Origin of the sequence: Nitratireductor sp. (genome assembly GCF_017794765.1) — a bacterium.
GTDB lineage: Bacteria > Pseudomonadota > Alphaproteobacteria > Rhizobiales > Rhizobiaceae > Nitratireductor.
This window is the reverse complement of record NZ_CP051236.1, coordinates 3,680,041-3,704,191: the sequence shown is the minus strand read 5'-3', so window position 1 is coordinate 3,704,191 and position 24,151 is coordinate 3,680,041. Positions and strand designations below refer to the sequence as shown.

Annotated in this window: 21 protein-coding genes, 1 tRNA gene and 2 rRNA genes (1 of these 24 cut by a window edge); 19 read left to right on the top strand and 5 right to left on the bottom strand. The window is 57.8% G+C overall.

Going from position 1 to position 24,151, the window contains the following annotated elements; translation table 11 throughout:
* The 3 genes from HF949_RS17580 to HF949_RS17570 all read left to right on the top strand — a co-directional run.
* Window positions 1-2,477: ribosomal RNA gene (locus tag HF949_RS17580) — 23S ribosomal RNA — on the top strand; it begins 396 nt to the left of the window's first position.
* A 278-nt stretch (window positions 2,478-2,755) separates the two neighbouring features.
* Window positions 2,756-2,870, top strand: a 5S ribosomal RNA gene (gene rrf, locus HF949_RS17575).
* Window positions 2,871-2,973: 103 nt separating this feature from the next.
* Window positions 2,974-3,050: transfer RNA gene (locus HF949_RS17570), tRNA-Met, on the top strand.
* A gap of 86 nt (window positions 3,051-3,136) precedes the next feature.
* Here the strand turns inward: HF949_RS17570 and HF949_RS17565 are convergent.
* On the bottom strand, window positions 3,137-3,943 hold the full coding sequence (locus HF949_RS17565) for an enoyl-CoA hydratase/isomerase family protein (protein ID WP_292897383.1): 807 nt from the start codon (window positions 3,941-3,943) through the stop codon (window positions 3,137-3,139).
* 98 nt (window positions 3,944-4,041) lie between these two features.
* Between HF949_RS17565 and HF949_RS17560 the strand changes: the two genes are divergently transcribed.
* Together HF949_RS17560 and HF949_RS17555 are read left to right on the top strand one after the other, a co-directional pair.
* Entirely contained in the window at window positions 4,042-5,211 is a 1,170-nt protein-coding gene (locus tag HF949_RS17560; RefSeq protein ID WP_292897381.1) for a CaiB/BaiF CoA transferase family protein, read from the top strand.
* A 9-nt stretch (window positions 5,212-5,220) separates the two neighbouring features.
* Complete coding sequence (locus HF949_RS17555; protein WP_292897379.1) at window positions 5,221-6,588, top strand: aspartate aminotransferase family protein; 1,368 nt, start codon at window positions 5,221-5,223, stop codon at window positions 6,586-6,588.
* Between the two features lie 79 nt (window positions 6,589-6,667).
* Here HF949_RS17555 and lhgO read toward each other — a convergent pair whose 3' ends face one another.
* Genes lhgO through HF949_RS17535 form a run of 4 tightly spaced genes read right to left on the bottom strand, consistent with a single transcriptional unit; the run spans window position 6,668 to window position 10,140 of the window.
* On the bottom strand, window positions 6,668-7,858 hold the full coding sequence (gene lhgO / locus HF949_RS17550; protein WP_292897377.1) for an L-2-hydroxyglutarate oxidase: 1,191 nt from the start codon (window positions 7,856-7,858) through the stop codon (window positions 6,668-6,670).
* Window positions 7,859-7,884: 26 nt separating this feature from the next.
* Window positions 7,885-9,162: a TRAP transporter large permease gene (locus HF949_RS17545; RefSeq protein WP_292897375.1), complete on the bottom strand. Its 1,278-nt coding sequence runs from the start codon at window positions 9,160-9,162 to the stop codon at window positions 7,885-7,887.
* The gene (locus tag HF949_RS17540; protein WP_292897373.1) at window positions 9,152-9,628 is read right to left on the bottom strand and encodes a TRAP transporter small permease; all 477 of its coding nucleotides are present in this window, start codon (window positions 9,626-9,628) and stop codon (window positions 9,152-9,154) included. The genes HF949_RS17545 and HF949_RS17540 overlap by 11 nt, the downstream gene beginning before the upstream one ends.
* Before the next feature lie 35 nt (window positions 9,629-9,663).
* Window positions 9,664-10,140 (bottom strand): thioesterase family protein, encoded by a 477-nt coding sequence (locus tag HF949_RS17535; protein ID WP_292897371.1) that lies wholly within the window; start codon window positions 10,138-10,140, stop codon window positions 9,664-9,666.
* A gap of 195 nt (window positions 10,141-10,335) precedes the next feature.
* Here HF949_RS17535 and HF949_RS17530 point away from each other — a divergent pair, with 195 nt between their 5' ends.
* The 14 genes from HF949_RS17530 (at window position 10,336) to HF949_RS17465 (ending at window position 24,130) form a co-directional block, all read left to right on the top strand.
* A complete protein-coding gene (locus tag HF949_RS17530) occupies window positions 10,336-11,322 on the top strand; it encodes a TRAP transporter substrate-binding protein (protein ID WP_292897369.1) in 987 nt (328 codons plus the stop codon).
* Window positions 11,323-11,391: 69 nt separating this feature from the next.
* Window positions 11,392-12,369, top strand: coding sequence for an aminopeptidase (locus tag HF949_RS17525; RefSeq protein WP_292897367.1), 978 nt, complete (start codon window positions 11,392-11,394; stop codon window positions 12,367-12,369).
* Between the two features lie 149 nt (window positions 12,370-12,518).
* Window positions 12,519-13,478, top strand: a complete 960-nt coding sequence (locus HF949_RS17520; RefSeq protein WP_292897365.1) for an aminopeptidase — start codon at window positions 12,519-12,521, stop codon at window positions 13,476-13,478.
* 63 nt (window positions 13,479-13,541) lie between these two features.
* Entirely contained in the window at window positions 13,542-14,627 is a 1,086-nt protein-coding gene (locus HF949_RS17515; protein WP_292897363.1) for a Bug family tripartite tricarboxylate transporter substrate binding protein, read from the top strand.
* 53 nt (window positions 14,628-14,680) lie between these two features.
* Window positions 14,681-15,178: a tripartite tricarboxylate transporter TctB family protein gene (locus HF949_RS17510; protein ID WP_292897361.1), complete on the top strand. Its 498-nt coding sequence runs from the start codon at window positions 14,681-14,683 to the stop codon at window positions 15,176-15,178.
* A gap of 12 nt (window positions 15,179-15,190) precedes the next feature.
* On the top strand, window positions 15,191-16,681 hold the full coding sequence (locus HF949_RS17505; protein ID WP_292897359.1) for a tripartite tricarboxylate transporter permease: 1,491 nt from the start codon (window positions 15,191-15,193) through the stop codon (window positions 16,679-16,681).
* Between the two features lie 85 nt (window positions 16,682-16,766).
* Window positions 16,767-17,474 carry a GntR family transcriptional regulator gene (locus HF949_RS17500; protein ID WP_292897358.1) on the top strand — a complete coding sequence of 236 codons (708 nt, stop codon included), beginning with the start codon at window positions 16,767-16,769 and terminating at the stop codon, window positions 17,472-17,474.
* A gap of 545 nt (window positions 17,475-18,019) precedes the next feature.
* Window positions 18,020-18,856, top strand: coding sequence for an IclR family transcriptional regulator (locus tag HF949_RS17495; RefSeq protein WP_292897356.1), 837 nt, complete (start codon window positions 18,020-18,022; stop codon window positions 18,854-18,856).
* An 8-nt stretch (window positions 18,857-18,864) separates the two neighbouring features.
* Window positions 18,865-19,626 carry an ABC transporter permease gene (locus HF949_RS17490; protein ID WP_292897354.1) on the top strand — a complete coding sequence of 254 codons (762 nt, stop codon included), beginning with the start codon at window positions 18,865-18,867 and terminating at the stop codon, window positions 19,624-19,626.
* A 52-nt stretch (window positions 19,627-19,678) separates the two neighbouring features.
* On the top strand, window positions 19,679-20,680 hold the full coding sequence (locus HF949_RS17485; protein WP_292897352.1) for an ABC transporter substrate-binding protein: 1,002 nt from the start codon (window positions 19,679-19,681) through the stop codon (window positions 20,678-20,680).
* A gap of 76 nt (window positions 20,681-20,756) precedes the next feature.
* Entirely contained in the window at window positions 20,757-21,578 is an 822-nt protein-coding gene (locus HF949_RS17480) for an ABC transporter permease (RefSeq protein ID WP_292897350.1), read from the top strand.
* Between the two features lie 16 nt (window positions 21,579-21,594).
* Window positions 21,595-22,446 carry an ABC transporter ATP-binding protein gene (locus HF949_RS17475; RefSeq protein WP_292897348.1) on the top strand — a complete coding sequence of 284 codons (852 nt, stop codon included), beginning with the start codon at window positions 21,595-21,597 and terminating at the stop codon, window positions 22,444-22,446.
* 9 nt (window positions 22,447-22,455) lie between these two features.
* Window positions 22,456-23,298 (top strand): sugar phosphate isomerase/epimerase family protein, encoded by an 843-nt coding sequence (locus HF949_RS17470; protein WP_292897346.1) that lies wholly within the window; start codon window positions 22,456-22,458, stop codon window positions 23,296-23,298.
* A gap of 7 nt (window positions 23,299-23,305) precedes the next feature.
* Complete coding sequence (locus tag HF949_RS17465; protein WP_292897344.1) at window positions 23,306-24,130, top strand: shikimate dehydrogenase family protein; 825 nt, start codon at window positions 23,306-23,308, stop codon at window positions 24,128-24,130.
* Window positions 24,131-24,151: the final 21 nt, after the last annotated feature.

Genomic DNA, 24,151 nt, shown 5'->3' with positions numbered 1-24,151 from the left:
GGCCAGTGGCTATCGTTTAACAAGCAGAACCTTCTGGAAAGTTGGACCGGAGCGGGTGACAGTCCCGTATGCGTAATGTGAACGATAGTCCTCGAGTAGGGCGGGACACGTGAAATCCTGTCTGAACATGGGGGGACCACCCTCCAAGCCTAAGTACTCGTGCATGACCGATAGCGAACTAGTACCGTGAGGGAAAGGTGAAAAGCACCCCGACGAGGGGAGTGAAAGAGTACCTGAAACCGGTTGCCTACAAACAGTGGGAGCACGCAAGTGTGACCACGTACCTTTTGTATAATGGGTCAGCGACTTAATGTAACGTGCAAGCTTAAGCCGGTAGGTGTAGGCGCAGCGAAAGCGAGTCTTAACAGGGCGTTCAGTACGTTGCATTAGACCCGAAACCGAGTGATCTAGCCATGAGCAGGTTGAAGGTAAGGTAACACTTACTGGAGGACCGAACCCATATCTGTTGCAATAGATCGGGATGACTTGTGGCTAGGGGTGAAAGGCCAATCAAACTCGGAAATAGCTGGTTCTCCGCGAAATCTATTTAGGTAGAGCGTCGACCGAATACCCTCGGGGGTAGAGCACTGGATGGGCTAGGGGTCCTCACCGGATTACCAAACCTAACCAAACTCCGAATACCGAGGAGTACTAGTCGGCAGACACACGGCGGGTGCTAACGTCCGTCGTGGAGAGGGAAACAACCCTGACCAACAGCTAAGGTCCCCAAGTTATGGCTAAGTGGGAAAGGATGTGAGACTCCCAAAACAACCAGGATGTTGGCTTAGAAGCAGCCATCATTTAAAGAAAGCGTAACAGCTCACTGGTCTAATTAAGGGGTTTTGCGCCGAAAATGTACCGGGGCTAAAGCCATACACCGAAGCTTTGGGCTTGCTTTGCAAGCGGTAGCGGAGCGTTCCGTAGGCTGATGAAGGGAGACCCGTGAGGGCTCCTGGAGGTATCGGAAGTGCGAATGCTGACATGAGTAACGATAAAGGGGGTGAGAGACCCCCTCGCCGAAAGTCCAAGGGTTCCTGCTTAAAGTTAATCTGAGCAGGGTTAGCCGGCCCCTAAGGCGAGGCCGAAAGGCGTAGTCGATGGGAACCACGTTAATATTCGTGGGCCTGGAGGTAGTGACGGATTGCGGACGTTGTCTTTCCTTATTGGATTGGAGAGGCAGCCATGTGGTCCCAGGAAATAGCTCCTCCATATAGACCGTACCCGAAACCGACACAGGTGGACTGGTAGAGTATACCAAGGCGCTTGAGAGAACTCTGCTGAAGGAACTCGGCAAAATGCACGCGTAACTTCGGGATAAGCGTGACCCTTCGGTGGGCAACCATCGGGGGGTGGCACAGACCAGGGGGTAGCGACTGTTTATCAAAAACACAGGGCTCTGCGAAGTCGCAAGACGACGTATAGGGTCTGACGCCTGCCCGGTGCCKGAAGGTTAARAGGAGGRGTGMRAGCTCYGAATTGAAGCCCMGGTAAACGGCGGCCGTAACTATAACGGTCCTAAGGTAGCGAAATTCCTTGTCGGGTAAGTTCCGACCTGCACGAATGGCGTAACGACTTCCCCGCTGTCTCCAGCAGAGACTCAGTGAAATTGAATTCCCCGTGAAGATGCGGGGTTCCTGCGGTTAGACGGAAAGACCCCGTGCACCTTTACTATAGCTTTACACTGGCATTCGTGTCGGCATGTGTAGGATAGGTGGTAGGCTTTGAAGCGTGGGCGCCAGCTCGCGTGGAGCCATCCTTGAAATACCACCCTTATCTATATGGATGTCTAACCGCGGTCCGTTATCCGGATCCGGGACAGTGTATGGTGGGTAGTTTGACTGGGGCGGTCGCCTCCTAAAGAGTAACGGAGGCGCGCGATGGTGGGCTCAGAACGGTCGGAAATCGTTCGCTGAGTGCAATGGCATAAGCCTGCCTGACTGCGAGACTGACAAGTCGAGCAGAGACGAAAGTCGGTCATAGTGATCCGGTGGTCCCGCGTGGAAGGGCCATCGCTCAACGGATAAAAGGTACGCCGGGGATAACAGGCTGATGACCCCCAAGAGTCCATATCGACGGGGTTGTTTGGCACCTCGATGTCGACTCATCGCATCCTGGGGCTGGAGCAGGTCCCAAGGGTATGGCTGTTCGCCATTTAAAGCGGTACGTGAGTTGGGTTCAGAACGTCGTGAGACAGTTCGGTCCCTATCTGCCGTGGGTGTAGGAATATTGACAGGATCTGTCCCTAGTACGAGAGGACCGGGATGGACGTATCTCTGGTGGACCTGTTGTGGCGCCAGCCGCATAGCAGGGTAGCTATATACGGAACGGATAACCGCTGAAGGCATCTAAGCGGGAAACCGACCTGAAAACGAGTATTCCCTGAGAGTCGTGGGAGACCACCACGTTGATAGGCCGGGTGTGGAAGTGCGGCAACGCATGGAGCTTACCGGTACTAATAACTCGATCGGCTTGAATCATTCTCATTGCTTATGCTCATCTGGGCTTATGCTCATCTTGAGCGCTCACGCGGGTTTGCCTTGCAAACCGCTGCGCGTGCGCGGCGCATGAGCGCCGACGGCCAGTCGGCCTTGCAGGCTTCGCCTGTATTCTGGCCTTGTGGGCTTCGCCCGAAGGCGAGCAATCAATGACCGGAAGGTCAACCAGCGAACAGTGAGGCTTGAGGCGCATTCTCTATTCGCCATTCGCTACTCACTATTCGTTTTTACCAGCTTCTCGATTACATGCGTTTCGCCGACCTGGTGGTTATGGCGGGGCGGCTGCACCCGTTCCCATTCCGAACACGGCCGTGAAACGCCCCAGCGCCGATGGTACTTCGTCTTAAGACGCGGGAGAGTAGGTCGCTGCCAGGTCTGCTAAACGCATGGAAAGCTTCTCAAAACAAACMMAAMWCWSMAAAAGGCCGCAAAAGCGGCCTTTTGCCATGAAAACTGGCAAAAAACGCAAATAAATTGACGCGGGGTGGAGCAGCCCGGTAGCTCGTCAGGCTCATAACCTGAAGGTCGCAGGTTCAAATCCTGCCCCCGCAACCAAATATACAAAACCCCGCCAACCCCACGGTTCGCGGGGTTCTTTTGGCCCGCAAAACCACCCAGCCGCAAGGTCAGTAGCAACAGAATCAGCATCCTTTGAATCGTGCCGGTCTACGCTCCCTGAACGCGGCTTGGCCCTCCCGATAATCTTCGCTGTCGAAGGCGTGAGCGATCAAACTCTCCATTTCGTCGGCGCGATCAGCGATGCTACCATCGGCGATCGCATTTAGGATCGTCTTGTTTCCAGCAAGAGACAGCGGAGCGGTCTGCGCCATGCTGGAGGCAAGAAGCAGTGCATGCTCAAGGGGATTGTCGCGACACTTGTAGTCCACGAGACTGAGACCCTCAGCCTCCTCGAGGGAGAAGAGCTGCGCACTCATGAGAATCTGCTTCGCGCGGGTCGTTCCGACGCGTTCTGTCAGCAGCCGGGAATCGAGCACACTGTAGACAAGGCCTAATCTCCCCGCAGGAATGCCCATTCTCGATGTTTCGTCTGCCACCCGAAAATCGCAGGCAAGGGCAAGGCTCAATCCCCCACCCACTGCCACGCCCGAAACCGCCGCAAACACTGGACGCGGGCAGTCGCGAATAGCGAGCGTGGTTTCATCATTGATGCGGTCGTATTCCAACCCCTGTTCAGCCGTGGCGCGGACCCGGGGAAATTCCGAAATATCTGCACCGGCGCTGAAGTGGCCGCCGGCCCCCGTCAGAACAACCGCGAGGATATTGGCATCCGTGGCCGCCTGACGAAACACGTTACCCAGTTCCTGCCACATGGCCAGCGACAACGCGTTTCTCTTTTTGGGCCGATCGATCGTCACGATCAGCACGCCGTTTTCGTCACATGTCGAAAGGATGTGGCCGGTCGTCGGGGAGGGCGCGGCATCGCTCATGAATCAATCCTTTTAATCTCTGCGCGTGATTGACGTTATCCGAACTTTCAGTCAGAAAGAACACAGTATACAAAACACGAAGCATGGAGAACAGCAAGATGCAGGCGCTTGAAGGGCTGAAAGTTCTGGAACTGGCGAGCTTCATTGCGGGGCCGTATTGCGCGATGATGCTTGCCGACCAAGGGGCAGACGTGATCAAGATCGAGCGTCCCGGTGTCGGAGACGAAAACCGTACTGAACCGCCTTTCGTTGAGGGTGAAAGCGCGCCGTTCATGCTATGGAACCGCAACAAACGATCCTTGACGCTGAACCTGAAGGATCCGGAAGATAAGAACGCCTTCCTGCGGCTTGTGGATGAAGCTGATGTCCTGGTCGAGAACTACCGTACTGGGGCGATGGAACGCCTTGGACTTGGCTATGACGAGCTTTCACAGCGCAATCCCGGACTCATCTACGCTTCGATATCCGGGTATGGCCGCACCGGTGAATACGCGACCAAGGGCGGCTTCGATCTTGTCCTCCAGGGTTTTACGGGACTGATGCATCTTACAGGTCCGATCGACCAGGGGCCGCACCGCATGCCGATTCCCGTATGTGACATCACGGCCGGCCTGCACCTGACCATTGGCATTCTCACCGCCCTTCAGGCCCGCAATGCCACGGGGCAGGGACAGCGCGTTGAAGCTTCACTGTTCGACGCAGGGCTTTCCTTGCAGCTTTACGAGGCTGCAGGTGTGTTCGCCACCGGCGAAGCACCTGAAAAGCTTGGTCAGAAACATCGCGGCGTGGCGCCGTACCAGGTATTTTCTACCAGTACGGATCACATTACAGTCGGAGTTGCCCAGCAAAATTTCTGGCTCGCGCTGTGCAAGCTCATTGGCCGCGCGGATCTTGTTGAAGACAAGCGCTTCATCAGCAATGCCGATCGCGTTGCCAATATCGATGAGCTTGTGCCGCTTGTCGAAGAGCAGCTTTTGCAAAAGCCCGCAGACTACTGGCTGACCGCATTGGAAGATGCTGGCATTCCCTCCGGAATTATTCAAAGCACCGACCGTGCTCTGGCTCATCCCCATGCCGTTTTCCGCGAGATGGTCGTGCCTGTGCATCATCCCAAGGCGGGCGCGCACAAGACGCTCGGCATTCCCATCAAGCTCTCGCAAACTCCAGGCTCGGTGCGCAGCCACGCGCCTCTGCTCGGCGAACACAATGACCAGATTGACGAGATCTGGGCGCAGGCTCCGCTCAAAAAAGCCGCCGGCAAACGGTAGGAGGTACGGATGCTACAGCCAAATTCAAACCATGCGCGGGATGTGGCATACATGCTGCATCCCTACACTAACGCCCAGGCCCATTGCGAGGCTGGACCGCTGATCATAAAGCGCGGTGAAGGCGTAAATGTTTTCGACGATCAGGGGAAAAGCTATATTGAGGCAATGGCTGGCCTGTGGAGCGTAGCCGTCGGTTTCGGAGAAGAGCGGCTTGTCGAAGCGGCAACCGCACAGTTGAAAGAGCTGCCCTACTACCACACCTTTTCCCACAAATCGAACGAGCCTGCGATCAATCTCGCCGAGCGTCTGGTGCAAATGACACCGGATCGCCTTTCGAAGGTGTTCTTCACCAATTCCGGCTCGGAAGCCAACGACACGGTCATCAAGCTCCTCTGGTACTACAACAACGCAATAGGCAAGCCACAGCGTAAAAAGTTCATTGCCAGGAAGCGGGGCTATCACGGTATCACCATCGGGGCGGGCAGCCTTACGGGACTACCGGTCAATCAGGCATGTTTCGACCTGCCGCTGCCCGGTTTCCTCCACACGACCTGTCCGCACTACTACCGCGAAGGAAAGCCTGGCGAGAGCGAGAGCGATTTCGTGCTGCGGCTCGAGCATGAACTTGAAGCCCTGATCGCCAGCGAAGGCGCTGACACCATTGCCGGCTTTATTGGTGAACCATTGATGGCTGCCGGCGGCGTCGTTCCACCGCCCTTCGGATATTGGGCGATGGTGCAGAAAGTGTGCCGCAATCATGGCATCATGCTCATCGCCGATGAGGTTATCACCGGATTCGGTCGCCTTGGCACCATGTTTGGCTCCAATTTCTATGATATCGACCCGGACGTAATGGTTCTGTCGAAGCAGCTGACATCGTCCTATCAACCGCTGGCTGCCGTATTGATCAGCAACGAGCTATTTGCACCAATCGCTACACAAACGGCGGAGATCGGGGTGCTTGGTCACGGGTTTACCGGCAGTGGACATCCTGTGGCCACCGCCGTTGCACTGGAGAACCTCAAGATCATCGAAGAGCGGTCTCTGGTAGAAAACTGCGCTGCACTCGCCCCAAGACTGCAGGAAGGCCTGCGCGTTTTTGCAGACGATCCGCTGGTCGGTGAAGTGCGTGGTGAAGGTCTGATCGCCGCAGTCGAGCTCGTGGCCGACAAGGAGGCCCGGGCGCCATTCGATCCGGCGGGACGGGCGGGCAGGATTCTCAACCAGCATGCCCACGACAATGGCCTTATCATACGTGCGATCGGAGATACCATCGCCTTCTGCCCGCCGCTCATTGCCACCCAGGGCGACATTGACGCGATACTTGAGCGCTTCGGCAAATCTCTCGATCAAACGAGGGAAGACCTGGGTCGCTGAATGCAAGCCTGACTCAAGCAAAGAGGTCGCCCTGTAGCGTGCAGGGCGACCTCGTTTGTATCTGCAGGCTCAACCTGCGCTATTTTAGCAGGCGTTCTACGATATAGGCACCGATGGGGATTGAAGATGTCGCAGCAGGTGAGGGCGCATTGCATACGTGCAGACTGTGCCGGGTCTCCACGAAATGAAAATCGTCCATCAGTTTGCCATCGCGTGAGATCGCCTGCGCACGGATGCCAGAGCGGTAGGGCGCAAGATTCTCCAGCCTGATGGTGCTGCAGTATTTCTGAACCTTTTTCAGATAGCGCGACCGCATAAGGGAGGCGGACAGCTCGTCCACTGCGGGCCCCGCATTGCGCGCGATCACGCGCCAGAAGCCTGGATAGGTGAGGCTGTCAGCCAAATCGCGCAGATTGAGCGACAGCCTGCCGTAACCTTCACGAGCAAATGCCAGCACTGCATTCGGGCCCACGGTAAAGCCGCCATCCATCTTCTTGGTCAGATGCACACCGAGAAATGGGCGTTCTGGGTCGGGGACCGGGTAGATGAGGTGCTGCACGAGGTCGTCTGGCTGGTTCACGATGCGATAATACTCACCGCGGAAGGGGACGATACGAAAATCCACATCTGCGCCGAATGCCTGCGCCATCCGATCTGCCATAAGTCCGGCACAGAAAACCGCCTTGCCGGCCTCGATTGTACCCTCGGAGGTCTCGAGCCGAATGCCTGACGGTTTTTCCGAACCACACGTGACCTTGCAGCCGTGCTTGAGGGTGCCGCCAGCCTCGAGGAAACGCTTGGCCATGTCTCGTGAGATTGCCGCAAAGTCCACGATGCCTGTCGATGGTGAGAGCAAGGCTGCTTCGACCGAAATATTCGGTTCCAGCATACGCGCCTCTGCGCCCGAAAGGCGCTCGATTTCAATGCCGTTGGCGGTGGCACGACGGTGCAGGTTGCCCAATCGCTCGGTTTCCGCATCGTCAACAGCAACGATGAGCTTGCCGCAGATCTGGTAGCGGATGCCGTGCTCGTCGCAATAGGCGACCACAGCTTTCCCCCCCTCGCTGCAAAACTGGGCTTTCAGGCTGCCTGGCGTGTAATATACTCCAGCGTGAATAACGCCGGAGTTGCGGCCCGACTGGTGCAGGGCCACAGCCTCTTCCTTCTCGAAGAGCACGACGCTCGCCTGCGGGTGGAGCGCCTGCAGACGGCGAGCTGTCGCAAGCCCGACAATGCCTCCGCCGATAATTGCGAAATCGTAGCTTGTCATTTCGTCCCTCTCATATGGCGGTGGTTCTAGCGCATCAGAAGCTGTGGCAGCCATGTCGTCAGCGGCGGCACCATTGCAATGATGAAGGCGCAGGCGATCAGCGCTGCGAAATAGGGCAGGATGGCTCGCGTATATTCCGTGATGCTGATGCGGGCAATCGAGTTCACGATGAACATGCATAGCCCGACCGGTGGTGTGATCAGCCCCAGCATGGTGGTGAAGACGACCATGACGCCAAGATGAACCGGGTCCATCATCAGTTGCGGCCCGAGCGACACGAGGATGGGAACGATCAGGACAATCAGGACGACCGTCTCGATAAACAGTCCCAGAATGAGGAGCAGGACCACAACCAGCATGCGCAGGACGGCCGGGTCCGATGACATGGAAAGCAGCGTGTCTGCCAGCATCTGCCCGATTCCCTCGCGCACGAGTATCCAACCGAAGATGTTGGAGACAGAAATGACAAACATGATGATGCCTGTAAGTTTGCCTGCCTGCAGAAGAATGACGGGCAACTGCTTTGGCCGAATGGTCCTGAAGATGACAAGCTCGAGAACGAGTGCATAGACGACCGCCACGCTGGCCGCTTCAACGGGCGTGAAAATACCCCCGATGATGCCAACGATGATGATGAGCGGAAGCATCAGGTCCAGCGCACTTGCCTTCAGAGCTGAGAGGAAGTCGCCAAAATCAAAGCCGACGCGAGTACGATAGTTCTCTCGCCGGGAGATGAAATAGACGGTGCCAATCAGCACTGCTGCCATCAGCATTCCCGGAATGATCGCAGCCACGAAAAGCTGCCCGATAGATACCTGCGCAATCGAACCGTAGATCACGAAAGGTACGCTTGGGGGAAAAATCGGGCCGATGACAGACGACGCGGAGGTGATCGCCGCGCTCATGGAACGTGGATAGCCCGATTTTGTCATGGCGGGAATCATGGTTGCGCCCTGTCCGGCGGCATCCGCCGTTGCTGAGCCCGACATGCCAGCCATCAGAAGGCTGCTCAGCACATTCACCTGGGCCATGCCGCCACGTACATGTCCGATCATGGCATCTGAAAGCCGCAGGAGCCTTTGCATGATCCCACCGGAATTCATGATCGTTCCCGCGAGCATGAAGAGCGGGGCCGCCAGAAGGGGGAAGGAATCGGCACCTGACACCATGCGCTGACCGATAACCATCAGCGGCATGCTCGAGCCTATGATGTAGACTGCGGATATGGCCGCGATTGCAAATGCGATCGGCACACCTGCAAGCGCAAGCAGGAAAAAGCCGGCAAGGATCCATTCAATCGGCATCACGGGCACCTTTGAAAAGGGAAGCGATGTCGCGCCCGAATTGTGCAATCGATACAAGAAGCATGAGAGCCGCGCCGACCGGCAGAGCGCCGTAGATGTAGCGCATGCTTATGCCGAGCGCGGGCGACTTCTGTGCGCCGAGCTGAGCCATCTTGAAGCCCGCGATGAAGATCACGCCGAGTACGAGCAGGATGATTGCGTGATTGATGATGTCGAGCAGGACACGCCAGCGCCCCTTGAGCAGATTTGGCGCCCACTCGACCGCGATATGCTCGCGCGCGATATGGCTGGCAACCGCACCAAGAAAGGTGAGCCAGATAAGCAGGAAGCGGGCCAGTTCTTCTGTCCAGAAAGGTGGCGCCTGTAACGCATAGCGCATGACCACCTGGAGAAAGACACTCGCAGCCATGCCTGCCAGCGCCAGGCAGATGGCGGTGGTGATAAGAAGGTTGGCGAATTTTGCCATGATACCCCCCTTGGTTTCATGAGATGCGGACATGCTCAGCCTGCCTTCCTGGATACAGGCAGGGTGAGCGCGCCAAATGCGTCATTCTCGCTGCACACATGCTGGAAGTTGTTCGCGATGCCCTGCGGCCACGGATGAACCCGGCGCTCGGAAAGGTCGACGTGGAGGGAAATCTGCTCGAACTGCGCTGCCAGCGCGTCATCCTTGGCCCTGTACATCTGGTGGCCGTAGAGAATGCGTTTATCGTCGAAAGCGAGAAGGGTGCTCTCAACGCGCACTGCCTGACCTTCATGAACTTCGGAGAAATAGCGGCTGTGTGATTCCACCGCGAAGGTGCTGCTGCCACATTCGGCCAGATAAGCGGGCCCGAGTCCAAGCCGTTCGAGGAAATGGTCCGTCGCCTGATCAAAAATCAATGCGTAATAGGCGACGTTCAAATGGCCGTTATGGTCGGTCCATGCGGGCCGAATTTCGGTGCAGTAGTCACAGTTTAGTTCCTGGCTTCCGCGCATGGTTCCCCGTTCCCCTCTGCTGTCGTTATTCATAGAACATAACGTCGATTATAGACTGAATACAATATCCATGTTAAATCATCGGGCGTAAAGCAAGCCTGATGGCGCGCCCGTTACGGGCATGCCATCAAGAAAAACAAGCATGAGGGGAATGTGATGAATGGGAGTTCACACCGGCTATGTGCAGCCAGTATCTTGCGAGGAAGCCTCCTGGCCCTTGCCGTGGCAATGGGCGGCTCGCTCACTGAGAGCGCTCAAGCACAAGGCGTAACCGCCAGCCTCAACCATCAGATGACAGGCACGATTGTCGATGAAGCAGTGCAGCGCATGTCCGCATCGCTGACTGAAGAGAGCGGTGGCGATATCAAGATTAATGTCTTTTCGCGCGGTGAAATGGGCGGCGAACGTGACATGTTCGACCTGATGCAGAGCGGCGCGATCGAAATGGGCGTCACCGGCTCTGTCATTGTATCGGCCATTGCACCGGAATACGGTCCGCTCGACGCACCTTACCTGTTCTCCTCGCCGGAGCACCTGCACAAGGTGATGAATGGCGAAGTCGGTGCCGAGCTTCGCGACGCAATTCTGGAGCGCAAGGGCATCCGCATCATCGGTCGCATGGACCGTGCTCCGCGCCACGTTACAACCAGCGGCAAGGCAGTGCGCAAGCCTGAAGACCTTCAAGGCATCAAGATTCGCATGCGAGAGATCCCGGTGCAGGTTCAGGCGTTCCGCCTGCTTGGCGCTAGCCCTGTCCCTATGGCTTTCGGAGAGGTGTACACTGCACTTCAGACCGGCGTCATCGATGCGCAGGAAAACCCGCTAGACATCATCATGGGCACCAGCCTGAACGAAGTCCAGGACACGATCATCCTCACAGGTCATGTGCGCGAAGTTCAGTGGCTCGTGGTTTCGGAGCTGTGGTGGAGTAACCTCTCGGAAGAGGTTCGCGCCAAAATCCAGTCTGCAGCGGACCAGGCAATGCAGTGGGGGCAGGAGAAGGTCTATGCCGCAGACAGCAACTATCTCGAGCAGGCTCGCTCCTCTGGAATGACCATTGTTGAGCTCTCACCTGAGGAGCTTTCCGCATTCCAGGCTGCCGTCGCCGATCTGCCAAAGCAGTTTGAGGGTCAGTGGAAAAAAGGACTGTTTGAGCGCATCGCTGAGCAGGCGCCGAACTAGAACAGCCAAAAACCGGGCTGCGTACAAGCGTGCGCAGCCCATCATAACCATGTGGGGAAATAATCTCAGATGATGCGCAGTCTCTTGCCGTTGCTTCCCAATGCTCGGAAGGTCGTTCGTCTCCTCGGCGAGGCGACGCCGGATACCGAGATACTCATCCTGCACGATGCATACACCGGCCATAATGCCGAAGCGCTTGCCATAGCAGCTTCGGAAGTAGGGTGCTCTTTTACGACGATGCAGGTTTCCACGGGGCGTCACCATGGGGAGCAGCTTTCGAAGGTGGCGGCCGCGGCCATGCAATCCTGCGATCTGGTTATCGCGCCAATGCGTACCAATGTCGCGCATACCGAAGCCAGGCGCGAGGCGCAGCGTAATGGGGTCAAGGTTATCGTCCTCCCCGAGGCTGATGGGGCGGACTTTTTCCTGGCGCGCGGCTGGGACGCTGATTTCGTATCGCTTCGCCCCCGGATTGATGTGCTTGCCAGGGCGCTTGATCAGGCAAATACCGCTCGCGTCACCTCGAAGGCGGGAACTGATATCACGATGAGCATAGCCGGACGTCGAGGGCGCTCGCTAAACGGCTTTGCCAACACTATCGACATCTCGGCCGGCTACTGCCTGGAAGCCTCTATCGCTCCGGTTGAAGGAACTGCCAATGGCCGCATCGTGGTCAATGCGAGCGTTCCAGGCGTCGCGCTCATCAGGGACCAACCGATCATCATTGAATATGAAAACGGTCTTGCCACGTCGATCGCCGGTGGCCCGGAAGCCGACGCCTTTCGCAAGCTGCTGGAAAGCTTCAACGATCCTAACGTGTATAATCTGGGTGAACTAGGCGTTGGGATGAATCCTGAATGCACGCTCGATGGCACAATGCTCAGCGATGAGAGCGTATGGGGCGGCTTCCAGCTCGCGCTTGGCACAAGCGCCCCCGGCGGCGAGTGTCGCGCTGCTGCACATTACGACACGGTACTGACAGATGCGCGGCTCGAGCTTGACGGAGAGGTTGTGTTTGATGGGGAGCAACTTCTGCTGCCGCATTAAGGTCGGCCACCCACGGGGAAGCGTAGCTGAAGAAACTGTATACTATATCCAAAAATGGTGACATGCTTGCAATCATTTCCCCGCGAAGTGTCGGGGCAGGCAGGTCCGGAGCGACGAAAAGGGAGTACCTAATGCTCGAGAGAATGGAAATGATGAAGCCCGTTGGGCGGATTCTGGACCAATGCCTCAACCTCAGGGCAGGCGAACAATTTCTAGTCCTGGCTGATACCGAAAATCTGCGGATCGGCCGCATGTTCGCCCTGGCCGGACAGGAACGTGGTGCGGAGACGATATTCCTGACCTATTCCCCGCGCACGCGCCACGGCGACGAGCTTCCCCGCATCATTGCTGAAGCCATGAAAGCGGCTGATGTGATCGTTGCCCCGACAAAGTTTTCGGTAAACCATACGTCAGCGCGCAAGGCGGCAAGTGACGCCGGCGCGCGTCTGATCTTTTTTCCCGGATGCCAGGAGGAAATGTTCCTCGACGGTGCGCTAGACATTGACTTTGAGGAGCAGGCGAAGATCATCGCCAGGCTTTCGGAGATCCTCGAGAATGGTGAAAGCGTCCACGTCACCAGTCATGACGGGCGCACCGATCTAAAGATCGACATTCGCGGACGCCATGCCGTCCCGCAGAATGGCATTTGCCATGAACCGGGGACCATCTCGCCACCACCATGCATTGAAACCGCTGTTTCACCTGTCGAGTACACGACCGAGGGCGTTGCCATGATCGACGGTGCGTTGGCACCCGGTGGCGAGGTGCTGCACCCCTTCCAGATTCGCTTCGAGAAAGGACGCATCGTTGAAATCGACACTTCGGGTCCTGACGGGACCAAACTTGATCGTCTGCTGAAAAGCTATGATGACGACAACATCTACGCCCACGTGGAGCTTGGCTTCGGCCTCAACCCGAACGCCCGAATTGGCCGCGGAATCGAACTCGAAGACGAAGGGGAGTTCGGCACTATCCATCTTGGCATTGGTAACGGCATCACTTTTGGTAGCTCGATCCGTGCAAAGGGCCATCTGGATCTCGTGATCCGCCATCCGATCGTGACAATTGATGGAAAGACGGTGCTTAAGGACCGCGAACTCGATCTTTGAATTTCAACAACCGCCCGGGGAATAACAAAAACAAGCCCCGGGCTAACTCCAGAGGAAGAGAGCATGAAAGACCTTAGCAGAAGAACCCTCCTGAAAAGCCTCGGGTCAGGCGCGGCGCTAATGACCATCGCCCCAAAAGCTGTACACGCTGCCGAGTGGCCGGCTCGTCCGATTACAGTTGTTATTCAATATGGTGCAGGCGGCGGCACGGACACGATCATTCGCGCGCTTGTCCAGGCGTTGGAAAAATCCTTCGACGTGTCGCTGCGCGCCGTGAACCAGCCTGGTGCTGCAGGTTCGCTGGCTGCCGACGAAGTTGCAAAGCGCAGGCCCGATGGCTACTGGCTGCTCGGCAATGCAGACTACAACAAGATTTTCCGTGTCCTGGGGTACACCGAAACTGCGCCATGGCGGGAGTGGCAGTTTTTCAAGATCGGCCGTTCGTTGCCGGGTTGGGCGGTCAAGCCGGATTCGCCGTTCAAGACGCTAGCCGATGTGGTGAAGGCGGCGAAGGACAACCCTGGCTCCGTGCGGATCTCAAATGCAGGCGTTGGCACCGTTTGGCACGAGGCGACACTTGTCGCGCTCGAATATGCTACGGGCGCCAGGTTCACCCATATTCCATACAACGGTGGCGCGCCGGCGGCGCTGGCCGTACTTCAGGACGAGGCGGACGTCGTTGCAAGCGGTGTACAGGAGCAGGTCGAATATCTGCGCAGTGGCCAATTGCGGAACTTAGCGGTATTCCTGACCGAGCCGCTGGAAATCGAAGGCGTCGACGAGCCTCTGCAGCCAGTGACTGACGCCATCCCCAATGCAGCCGATATCGGTCTCATCCAGGGCGTGTATGCTCTGGCAGTGCGCCGTGATGCGCCAAAAGAGGTTCTCACAGCGTTGGAAGCGGCGGTAAAGGAAGCCGTTGCAGACGAGCGATTTGCGGAAGTCCTGGCCAACCGGGTCATGTTCCCCGAGTTCAAAAGTGGCGAGGAAGCGGACAGGGAAGCTGCACTTTTTGAGGCCGTCACGTCCTGGCTCTATTTCGAGAACGAGATGGAAGGCTTACAGAAAACGCCGGAAGAGCTGGGAATCCCTCGTCCGGAGGATTTCAGGGCATGGTGGCCACCGCAGGATTACAAGAGGGCGAAGTAAGCAGCCTGACGAAGTAAATCCGTTCTGCGAAACCCAGTCTTCCCGGAGCTTCCATGACAAGTTCACTGAAGTCCCGCCTGATCCCCGGAATGCTGACGGCTCTGATAGGCACAGGGCTTGTTTGGCAAGGCTTGCATATGCCGCATGAAAGAGGCTGGGCGACATCGCCCAGCCTTTTCCCCATCATTATCGGGAGCGTTCTGTTTCTGCTTGCGATTCTCCTGCAGTTGGAGCCGCTGCCCAGAGACAGGAAAGCACCCGACTCCTCCAGTGAAAAGGAAAGCGCGGCTGAACGTAGGAGACGGGTCGCGCTGACCACTGCGGTACCCGTCAGTCTTGCAGCATACATACTGCTTGTTCACCATATTGGCTTCGAGTTAGCCACCCTTGGCTATCTCGTGGCCGGGATGTGGGCACTAGGCGAGCGGTCCCTCGTTCGCATACTGGTCGCGTCACTCCTTTTCACGGCGATCATCGCATTCATGTTCACGCAGGTGCTGCAGACTTTGTTGCCCGGCGGAGCGGTTCTGCTCGACCGCTTCCTCAACTGATCGAGAATTGTCATGTTCAGTTTTTTCGAAGCGTTTACGGCTTCACCGATCCTCTATTCGGTAATCGGTGCTGCGGCTGGAATCATATGGGGCGCGATTCCCGGGCTTTCCATGACCATGGGCATCGCGCTCCTCGCGACATTTTCCTACAGCATGTCGATCTTCGATGCTGCCGCGTTCCTTATGGGCGTCTATACTGGAGCGACGTTCGGTGGCGCCGTTAGTGCGGTGCTTATCAATATTCCAGGTACACCTGACTCGGTGCCGATCCAGCTTGCCGGCTACCCGCTGACCAAGCGCGGACGTGGTGGAGAAGCGATCGCGACCGCAATATTTGCCTCTTTTGTGGGGAACTGGGTTGGCATCCTCATTCTCGCCCTCACAGCACCGCTTCTCATCATGTTTGCGCTTGAATTCGGCGCGTGGGAGCAGTTCCTGCTCGCGCTTTGCGGAATACTGCTTGCGGGGAGCATTTCAGGTGAGGGCGATTCAGCTATCAAGGGATGGATATCCGGTTGGATTGGCCTTGCCATTTCCATGGTGGGGCTGGAGCCGATACTGGGCTATCCGCGCCTGGTTTTTGATGTTCCAAACCTGCGCGGCGGCGTGGACTTCATCGCTGCTCTTATCGGCCTGTTCGGCATTGCCGAAGTCATGCGGATGGCTGGGCAGAAAAACCCACGCGTCTCACGGATGGTGATCGGGCGCTGCTGGCCCCGTTTCGATCTCCTTCGCAAATACGCCGGCGCCGCCCTGCGCTCAAGCGGACTGGGCACAGTGATTGGTGTAATACCGGGCGGCGGCTCGCCCATGGCCAACTTCCTATCCTACGAACTCGGCCAGCGTATATCAGGCAAGGATTTCTCCAAAGGCAGCATTGAGGGAGTTGTCTGCACTGGTACCTCCGACAACGCCTCCATAGGCGGTTCGCTTCTTCCGGCTCTCGCGCTTGGCATTCCAAGCTCGGCGGCGGTTGCCGTCTTCATGGCAGCGTTGGCCTATCACGGAGTGGTGGTAGGGCCGTCCGTGGAACTCAGCCAACCTGGCTTCCTCTCGTATCTGTACGGTACGCTGATTGTGGCCAACTTTGCCATGTACGTGCTGGCGTTCCTGCTTCTGAAGCCGATCATGAAGATGTTGGCGCTGCCGCCTTCCGTTCTGATGCCGATGGTGGCCATGCTGTGTATGGTGGGCGCTTATTCTGTCCAGCTTTCTGTCTTCGATATGTGGATCGCGCTTGCATTCGGGCTCTTTGGCTATGTCATGAGCCGAAGCGGCTTCCCGCTCGCCCCCATGGTGTTCGCGATGATTCTCGGCAAGCTGGCCGACGAGAACTTGCGTAAAGCCGTCATCATCTTCAAAGACGACGCGCTGCTGTCGGTGTTTTCGCGACCGGTGGGGCTGGTCATCATCGCGGTGATCGTCCTGATCGTGGGGTTTGGACTCAAGCGCAGCTTGGACACGCGGGCTGGTCGCAAGTCACGTACCAGGATCGCTGGATGAGTTGTTTAGCAGCCTAGAGGTCTTGGATACAGTATTATATAAACGGCACGTGGATCGGTAGCGACCCACGTGATTGGAGATTGAAATGGATAGTCTCGTGGCTTCGGGAACTGGTACAGTTCGCCTGCCCAATGTGCTGGGTCTTGAGCTTGCACAGATCATTGAGCGCTTGATTATCAGGCTCGAGTTTGAGCCTGGCCAGCACTTGACCGAGCAGCAGATATGCGAGCGTTTCGACGTAAGCCGCTCACCCGTGCGTGAGGCATTTCGTCAGCTTGAGGCCATTGGCCTTGTGGTGCGGCATACCCGCAAGGGCATCCGCGTTACAGACATGACACCGGAGCATGTGGACGAAATCTATTTCGTGCGCACGCCTCTGGAGAGCATTGCGGCAAGTTGCGCTGCGCGAAACGCATCTAAGGCCGATATTGAGTATCTGGAACGTGCCGTCGATGCGCTCGACAAGTCCCTCGCGCAAGATGACGCGGAAGCCTTCTTCGATGCCAATATGGCGTATTTCGACCGCGTTCACGCGATCACCGGTAATCGCACCCTGGAGAATATTCTGCGCACGATAGAGAAGCAGGCCATGCGTTACCGCTATTTTGCACACACCCACAGCAGGGAAATGCAGGAGCACTCTGCCGGCGACTTACGCAAAGTTCTTCTAAGCATCCGAGATCGTAACGAGCAAGATGCGCACGATCGTACGCTGGTTATGATGAGGAACGCCCAGGCACGGATCGTAGGGATTGTTCAACAGTATTGCGAAAGACAGAAAGATATTCGTTGAACACTCCGGCGACTCCAATTGTAGTGCTTAAGTAAAGGTATTCGTCCTCGCGTTTTCTTCCGCGAGGTCCGGCTGTGAACTGAGCATTAGGGTTCGCGCTCTCCGACGTATTTTCAATGGGTTCTCGTATTTCGATCTGGCAGAAACGGGGCCTGACCTGCTTCCCTGACTGTATCCATTCATAGATTAGCCCTGTTCGTGTTGTGGTCTGTTTGGGCCCGGATTGCAGACTCGTTCGGTGTGGGGCCGTTGCGGCTCGTGTGTGGCCGGATCTCCATTCACTGATGATTTCAGGGGCCTGGCGCGAGGCCGCTCCGGGGCGCAGACGTTCAGAAGAGCGTGAGCAGCAAACCCTCATAATCCTGGAGAATACACGGTAAACTCTGCCGTGGCCTGATTGCGATTCTTTAACGTGGAACAAACCGGCCACCGCTCAGGCGGACGTGAAAGCGAAACGCTCGCATCCATCTGCGCCTTTAAAACTGGAATCGTATTCCATTTTGGAATTTGATGTTGTATACTCCAATCCGACCTGGGAGGGATGGTTGACTGTAGCTGCTATAGATCGTTGCCTGACGATGCTGGAGGCCCTCGCGGGCGAGCGCGATCCGATCGAACTTACGGATCTCGCGAACCGGTTGGATATGCCGGCAAGTGCGGTCCATCGCACGCTGACAACACTTGTCTCGCGAGGATGGGTGTTGCAGCATAGCGGAACCCAGCGTTATGCGCTTTCTCTCCGCATGAGCACCCTCGCTTTCCGTAATCTCGATGTGCGCGCGGTGCCCGACGTGGTTCAGTCCGTTCTGGACAAGCTGGCACGCGAGACGCGCGAATATTGCCGTCTCGCGATCGTCGAGGGCGAGGATCTTGTCTGGGTGGCTCGTGCACAGGGTGCGGTTACGGGGCTGCGCTACGATCCCGAGATGGGACAGGAGATTGTTCTGCATGCCACCGCCAACGGCAAGGCCTGGCTTTCCACTCTGCCGGAATCGGAGGCGCTGCGCATAGTCTGCTCCCGGGGTTTTGGCGCTCGGCGGCCGCTCGGTCCAAACAGCGCCACCAATGTTGATGAGTTCCGCGCCCGTCTCGTTGAAACGCGTGAGCGCGGATACGGGGTCTCCGTAGAAGAAGCCGAGGCGGGGACAGGTGCCGTGGCCGTGCCCTTCTTCAACGGGGTGGAGCCGGATGCTCCAGTGGCCGGCACGATGAGCGTGGCCGGGCCTCTCGTGCGCATCACCCCCGACCGCTACGAGGAGCTTGCAACCGCCCTGAAGAAGGCCGCCGTTGAGGTTGCCGAGATCTGGTCTCTTCGCAGCCGCCAGCGCGGTTATCAGCCGGCTGTGGCGGCGTCGCGCTCGCCAGCGCCCGCGGACGTTTGAGGAAAGAAATGATGCAACGCAACCCAGTATTGCAGCGCGTTCTGGAGCCGGTTCTCTGGTTCGCCGGTCTTTTGCTGGTGTGGGAAGTGTTGGTCAGGGCGCTGCAGGTCCCGGTTTACGTCTTGCCCGCGCCATCGCAATTCCTCTCGCGCATTCTCGAGGATTACCAGAGACTGGGTTACCACGCACTCGTGACGACAAGGCTCATCGTCTACGGATTTGTCGCGGGCGCCATACCCGGTGTCGTGCTCGGCTATCTGATAGCGAAATCCCGTTTCGCCGAGCAGGTGCTTTATCCGCTGGTTGTTTTCATCCAGGGATTGCCGAAGATCACTCTGGCCCCGCTCATGCTGGTCTGGTTCGGGTTTGCCGATTTTCCAAAGATACTGCTCACGGCGCTGATCACTTTCTTTCCGATCCTGGTCGACAGCGTCACCGGTTTTAAATCGATCGATCCGCGGCAGTACTATCTCAGCCGCTCGGTCGGGGCCTCATGGTGGCAGACATTTCGGTTGTTCGAACTGCCGTCGGCGGCACCCAGTATATTTTCGGGGTTCAAGATCACCGTTGTCATCGCTGTCACAGTGGTGATCGTCGTGGAGTGGATGAACTCGCAGAACGGGCTTGGGTATCTGGTTTTACGGGGAATGGACGATTCCGACACGTCACTCATCTTTGCAGTGCTTGTTGTCGGTTCGATGATCGGCGTTCTGCTCAGTTGGGGGATGGAACTGGCCGAACGGGCATTGCTGCCCTGGCGGCGGCGCTGAGCGGTTCGTGGTCGGCAAGCAGTCATCACGATCAACAAAAGGGAGGAAGAAAATGCAATTCAGATTGAAACATGTGGCTGCAGGGGCGATGTTCGCACTGCTCGCCGGCGGGGTTTCCGCGTCTGCGCAGGACAAGCTGCAGATGCAGATGAACTGGACGGCGGACTCGGCGCATCTCGGTTTTGCGGTGGCTCAGTCCAGGGGAATCTACAAGGACCATAATCTTGATGTCACTTTGACGGAGGGGCGCGGATCCGCTGTGGCGGCGCAGCTCGTGGCGACCGGGCAAACAGAGCTTGGCTATGCCGATACCGGCGCGACACTGAATGTCGCTGCACAGGGGGCGCCGATCAGGATCATCGCCACCATCTGGAAATCCGGTCAGTTCGGTATCCAGTATCTGGCCGATTCAGGCATCAAGGAACCGAAAGATCTTATCGGCAAAAAGCTGGCGGTTTCTCCCGGATCAGCGATGCTTCCGCTCATCCCGGTCTTCCTGCGGGCAAACGGCATCGAAGAGTCTCAGGTCGAAATCGTCTCTGCGGCTGAGAGCGCATTTATTGGCCTTTTGACATCCAAACAGGTCGATGCGGTGTCGCAAACGCCGGAAAACATTGTGGTGCCGCTTGCTGCCCAGGGCATCGAGGCGGGCAACATGTATTTCTATAACAATGGTGTTCCGATCGCGAGCCTCGCCTTGGTGGCCCGTGAAGACAAGCTTGAAGCCAACCCGGATGTCTACAAACGCTTTGTCGAAGCGACGGCGCTGGGCTGGCAGGAAGCGATGAAGGATCCGGAAGCCGCGGTCGATGCGCTGCTCGAGATTTTCCCCGAGACCTCGCATTCGAAGGAGAATCTCCTTCAGTCGGCCAAGTTCAGCTTTGCCTCGGTTTGTCCGGGTGGGGCCGGTGACGCCATCGGTGTAACGGACGCGGAAACCTGGGAAACCATGTACGGGGTCATGACCTCGGCGATGAACCTTCCCGACACCAAGCCGGTAACCGATTACTATACGCTCGACTATCTGCCGGGAACGCCGGTGACCTGCCCCTGAGGCATGTCAGTCGTAACCTCCGGTCCGGGCGTGTGAGGCGCCCGGACATAAATCTCACGCGGAAAGTTTCGTAGGCATGTCGCAAACAGCTTCTGCCATGGCACCGGCACAGTCGGGGGCGCGCGCGCGCCTGATGGCGGCGTTCGGCGGTTCGTATTTATCGTCCGTTCTGATCGGAACGGTGGCGGTGTTGTTGCTGCTTGGCGTGTGGGAGATAGCGCTTCGCTTCTTCGAGGTGCCCATATGGCTCGCGCCCAAGCCTTCAGATTTCCTGGCGCGGCTTTATACCGACCGGGCGTTGATCGCCGGTCACGCGTTCTGGACTTCACTCACAATCGTGGAGGGCTTTGTTCTTGGGGTGCTGGTGGCGATCCCGCTGGCCCTGGCGATTGTTTCGGTGGGTGCGCTGGAACGGGGCCTCTACCCCGTCATCGTGTTTTTGAACATCATGCCCAAGACGGTGATCGGGCCCATCCTGATCATCTGGTTCGGGATTGGCCCGCTGGTGGCCGCGCTGATCGTTTTCCTGATGAGTTTCTTTCCGGTTCTGGTCGATTCCATGTCGGGTTTTCGGTTGGTCGACCGTCGCCTTTTCTACATTTCGCGATCCATGGGCGCGAGTTCATGGCAGACTTTCTGGAAGGTCAGGCTTCCCGCCGCCATGCCCCACATTTTCTCAGGCATGAAGATAGGCGTGGTGAAGGCGGTGGAGGGCGTCATCATCGCCGAATTCATCGCCTCCAACAAAGGTCTGGGTTTCATGATCGTGCGCGCCTCGGCGTTCATGGATATGACACTGATGTTTTCCGGACTGGTGGCTGCAGCGATCGTCGCGCTGATCTTCAACGGCGCAATGAGCATTATCGGGCAATGGCTGATGCCGTGGTCCAGACACTGAACCCGGATAAATGACAATGACGGACACGACGATGGCAGACATGAACTCCCGAATTCCTTCCGGTCTGGTGGATCCGGTCGGCGAGGCGAACGCCACGGGCGCTTCGATCAATGCCAAAGGGCTGACGAAGGTGTTTGGGAGCGGGGAAAATGCGTTCCACGCGCTCGGGCCCATCGATCTGGACATAAAGCCGGGAGAGTTCGTTTCCATTATCGGCCCCTCCGGGTGCGGCAAGAGCACGACCATGCTTCTTGTCACCGGACTGGAGCCGCCGAGCGCGGGTTCGGTAGAGATCGACGGGAAACCTCTCACGGCTCCCATTTCGGAGATCGGCATCGTCTTTCAGGATCATCTGCTTCTCGATTTTCGTACCGCCATCAACAATGTCATGCTGCAGCAGGAGATCAGGGGGCTCGACAGGGCCAAATTCAGAGAACGGGCTGATGCCCTGTTCGCGCGGCTTGGTCTCACAGGGGCGGAAAACCGATATCCGTGGCAGCTCTCCGGCGGCATGCGTCAGCGCGTTTCCATCGCGCGGGCTCTCGTTCACGACCCTTCGATGCTGTTGATGGACGAGCCCTTTGGTGCGCTCGATGCGATCACGCGTACACAGATCCGGCACGACCTGGAAATGCTGTGGCTCGAAACACGCAAGACGGTGCTTTTCATCACCCACTCTATCGAAGAGGCGGTGGGGCTTTCGGATCGTGTGCTGGTCATGTCGAAGAGCCCCGGTACAATCGTCGAGGAAATCGTTATCGATCTGCCGCGTCCGCGCCCGGCCCATCTGGGCGAGTATCCCGAGTTCTCGAAATATGCCGAAAGGATCTATCGGATCTTCGAGAAGCTCGGCGTCTACAAATTCTAGCGCGGCGTCATGGTCGAAGCTTTGCAATTGCCCGAGTTCATCTTCAATGAAGCGACAGTGCGCGAGAAGTGGGGCCTTGAGCCGTTTCTCGAAGGATGTGCGCAGCGCGGTCTGTCGCGCGCCTCCTTATGGGGCGATGAAATCGAAAAGGTCGGCCTTCAGGAGGCGCGGCGTATGCTTTCCCGCACCGGGATATCAACCTTTGGCTTCAATCGGGCAGGGCCTCTCCTGGGAACGGAAGGGTCCGGGCGTGCAGAATGCCTTGATCGCGCACGTCACGCGGTGGACATGGCCGCCGAGCTCGCAGCCGACCATGTCCTTGTCTTCTCAGGTGGGCTCCCGCACGGCAGCCGCGATCTTGCCGCCGCGCGCGCCGAGGTGGAAGACGCGATCGGGATGCTCCTCGACCATGCCCGTTCCGTTGGAATGACCCTCGCGCTGGAGCCGCTGCATCCCATGGTGGCCGGCGACAGGGCGGTGATCCTCACACTCAGTCACGCCAATCGCCTGTGCGCGCAGCTGGGCGACGGCATCGGCATCGTGGCGGACGCCTATCACATCTGGTGGGATGAGCGTCTGGAGGATGAGCTCGCACGCGCCGGTTCTGCCGGCAGGATACTGGGCTTCCACGTCAGCGACTGGCTGGTGCCGACGAAGCATGTCCTGCGCGATCGGGGCATGATGGGGGATGGCATCATCGATCTGGCCGGCATGTGGCGCGAGGTGCAGGCAGCCGGTTACGCCGGGCCGATCGAGATCGAGATCTTCTCCGACCATTGGTGGGGCGAAGACCCCGACCTCGTCCTTGATACGGCACTGGCGCGATGCCGTAGCATATTTCCGGGGGGATGATCACATCATGAGCGACAGCATTCCAAATCTGGGCGGTGGATCGCGCATCTATGCGGTGTTCGGCGATCCCGTGGCTCAGGTGCAGACACCCACCCTCATCAACCCGCTTTTCGCGGCCAGGAGCCTTGATCTCTACGCCGTTCCTTTTCATGTCACCCGGGAAAATTTCGAGGCCACCTGGCGCGTTTTCGCAGCGATGGACAATGTGGCAGGGATCGGCGTGACCGTGCCGCACAAGATTGCAGCCGCTCGTCTGTGCGACGAACTGACACCTGCCGCTGAGGCCGTCGGCGCAGTGAATTCCATTCAGCGACGAAGCGACGGCTCCATGTATGGTGCGCTTTTCGACGGGCTGGGTTTCGTGCGTGGATTGGCCGCCAATCGCAGCCGTCTGGCGGGAGCGTCGGTTATGCTCGTCGGCGCTGGCGGGGCGGGACGTGCCATCGCCCATGCCTTGTGCGGTGAGCAGATCGGCCGGCTCTCCGTGATCGACCTCGATGAGGATGCACTGCAATTCACCATCGGCATGGTCAATCGGGAGATGGGTGGGCCGGTGGCGCAACGCGGCTCCGGCGATCTGGCGGGTATCGATGTGCTGATCAACGCAACGCCGATCGGGTTGAAATCCGCAGACGCCTTTCCAGTCGATCTCCGGGATTTGAACTCTGAAATGCTGGTGGCCGACATTGCCGCCTTGTCACGGGATACCGAATTGCTGAAGCTCGCGCGGGCGCGTGGCGCGGCTACAAGCGATGGTCGCGACATGCTTGAGGCACAGATCGCGCTGATTGCTGGCTTCGCGGCCGGAGGGGAGGCGGGGACGCCGCTCTGAATTCAGGTCTCAGCCTGCTCC

Excerpts from the sequence above, each read along its gene's own strand:
- HF949_RS17465 (WP_292897344.1), top strand. The coding sequence starts at position 23,306 with ATGAGCGACAGCATTCCAAATCTGGGCGGTGGATCGCGCATCTATGCG.
- HF949_RS17560 (WP_292897381.1), top strand. The coding sequence starts at position 4,042 with ATGCAGGCGCTTGAAGGGCTGAAAGTTCTGGAACTGGCGAGCTTCATT.
- HF949_RS17525 (WP_292897367.1), top strand. The coding sequence starts at position 11,392 with ATGATGCGCAGTCTCTTGCCGTTGCTTCCCAATGCTCGGAAGGTCGTT.
- HF949_RS17490 (WP_292897354.1), top strand. The coding sequence starts at position 18,865 with ATGATGCAACGCAACCCAGTATTGCAGCGCGTTCTGGAGCCGGTTCTC.
- HF949_RS17470 (WP_292897346.1), top strand. The coding sequence starts at position 22,456 with ATGGTCGAAGCTTTGCAATTGCCCGAGTTCATCTTCAATGAAGCGACA.
- HF949_RS17510 (WP_292897361.1), top strand. The coding sequence starts at position 14,681 with ATGACAAGTTCACTGAAGTCCCGCCTGATCCCCGGAATGCTGACGGCT.
- HF949_RS17480 (WP_292897350.1), top strand. The coding sequence starts at position 20,757 with ATGTCGCAAACAGCTTCTGCCATGGCACCGGCACAGTCGGGGGCGCGC.
- HF949_RS17565 (WP_292897383.1), bottom strand. The coding sequence starts at position 3,943 with ATGAGCGATGCCGCGCCCTCCCCGACGACCGGCCACATCCTTTCGACA.
- HF949_RS17500 (WP_292897358.1), top strand. The coding sequence starts at position 16,767 with ATGGATAGTCTCGTGGCTTCGGGAACTGGTACAGTTCGCCTGCCCAAT.
- HF949_RS17545 (WP_292897375.1), bottom strand. The coding sequence starts at position 9,162 with ATGCCGATTGAATGGATCCTTGCCGGCTTTTTCCTGCTTGCGCTTGCA.
- HF949_RS17515 (WP_292897363.1), top strand. The coding sequence starts at position 13,542 with ATGAAAGACCTTAGCAGAAGAACCCTCCTGAAAAGCCTCGGGTCAGGC.
- HF949_RS17540 (WP_292897373.1), bottom strand. The coding sequence starts at position 9,628 with ATGGCAAAATTCGCCAACCTTCTTATCACCACCGCCATCTGCCTGGCG.
- HF949_RS17475 (WP_292897348.1), top strand. The coding sequence starts at position 21,595 with ATGACGGACACGACGATGGCAGACATGAACTCCCGAATTCCTTCCGGT.
- HF949_RS17555 (WP_292897379.1), top strand. The coding sequence starts at position 5,221 with ATGCTACAGCCAAATTCAAACCATGCGCGGGATGTGGCATACATGCTG.
- HF949_RS17505 (WP_292897359.1), top strand. The coding sequence starts at position 15,191 with ATGTTCAGTTTTTTCGAAGCGTTTACGGCTTCACCGATCCTCTATTCG.
- HF949_RS17535 (WP_292897371.1), bottom strand. The coding sequence starts at position 10,140 with ATGCGCGGAAGCCAGGAACTAAACTGTGACTACTGCACCGAAATTCGG.
- HF949_RS17485 (WP_292897352.1), top strand. The coding sequence starts at position 19,679 with ATGCAATTCAGATTGAAACATGTGGCTGCAGGGGCGATGTTCGCACTG.
- lhgO (WP_292897377.1), bottom strand. The coding sequence starts at position 7,858 with ATGACAAGCTACGATTTCGCAATTATCGGCGGAGGCATTGTCGGGCTT.
- HF949_RS17520 (WP_292897365.1), top strand. The coding sequence starts at position 12,519 with ATGATGAAGCCCGTTGGGCGGATTCTGGACCAATGCCTCAACCTCAGG.